The sequence below is a fragment of the Clostridium sp. CAG:43 genome (assembly GCF_000434655.1).
GTDB lineage: Bacteria > Bacillota > Clostridia > Lachnospirales > Lachnospiraceae > Otoolea > Otoolea fessa.
The window spans coordinates 4981-5947 of sequence record NZ_FR894975.1 but is presented as its reverse complement, the minus strand read 5'-3'; the positions used below and the strand labels follow the sequence as shown (position 1 = coordinate 5947).

1 protein-coding gene is annotated in these 967 nt (G+C 49.2%); it reads right to left on the bottom strand.

Going from position 1 to position 967, the window contains the following annotated elements:
* Nucleotides 1-119 precede the first annotated feature (119 nt).
* Nucleotides 120-967 (bottom strand): SIS domain-containing protein (locus QVO97_RS00205; RefSeq protein WP_288188443.1); only part of this gene is annotated, 848 nt, incomplete at its 5' end.

Sequence of the window (967 nt, the reverse complement as noted above, 5' to 3'; positions counted from 1 at the left end):
GGATTACAAGCAAAAAACAAGGTCTGCGTCTGACATTTTATGCCTTTTTGCAAACCTTGTCTTTTCTTTCCATTTATATTACTTTTTCTAGATCTATAACAACACCATAAAAAGCTCTATTACTCTACCGTAACACTCTTCGCCAGGTTTCTAGGCTTATCTACATCCAGTCCCTTCGATACACTTACATAATATCCCAGCAGCTGCAGCGGCACAACCGCTAAGCTCGGTGTGAAGTGCTCGTCAGTCTTCGGTATATAGACTGCGAAATCGACGGTGTCTTCAATATTGTAGTTGCCTGCAGTTGTGAGTCCCATGAGGTAGGCGCCGCGGCATTTTACTTCTACCATGTTGCTGATCATCTTCTCATACAGGGCTTCCTGGGTCAGGATGCTGACTACGAGGATACCATCCTCAATCAGGCTGATGGTTCCGTGTTTTAATTCTCCAGCCGCATATGCTTCGGAATGGATGTAGCTGATCTCTTTTAATTTCAGGCTGCCTTCCATGCTGACTGCGTAGTCGATGCCGCGACCGATGAAGAACACGTCTTTTGCATTGGCATATTTCGCTGCGAACCACTGGATGCGTTCTTTGTCATCTTCGAGCAGCTTCGCGATCTGATCCGGCAGTTCCTGCAGGGCTGCAAGGAGTTCTTCATATTTTTCTTCTGTGATCGTACCGCGCACATGGGCGAACTGTACACCCAGAAGATATCCGGCAACCAGCTGTGTGCTATATGCCTTGGTGGTCGCCACCGCAATCTCCGGTCCTGCCAGTGTGTAGAAAATATGATCTGCCTCACGCGCAATCGTGGAACCTACCACATTGACAATCGCCATCGTAGGAACGCCCTGGCTCTTTGCCAGACGCAGGGCTGCCAGGCTGTCGGCTGTCTCGCCCGACTGGCTGATGATGATAACCAGACTGTTCTCTTCCAGAATCGGGTTCCGGTAACGGAACTCGG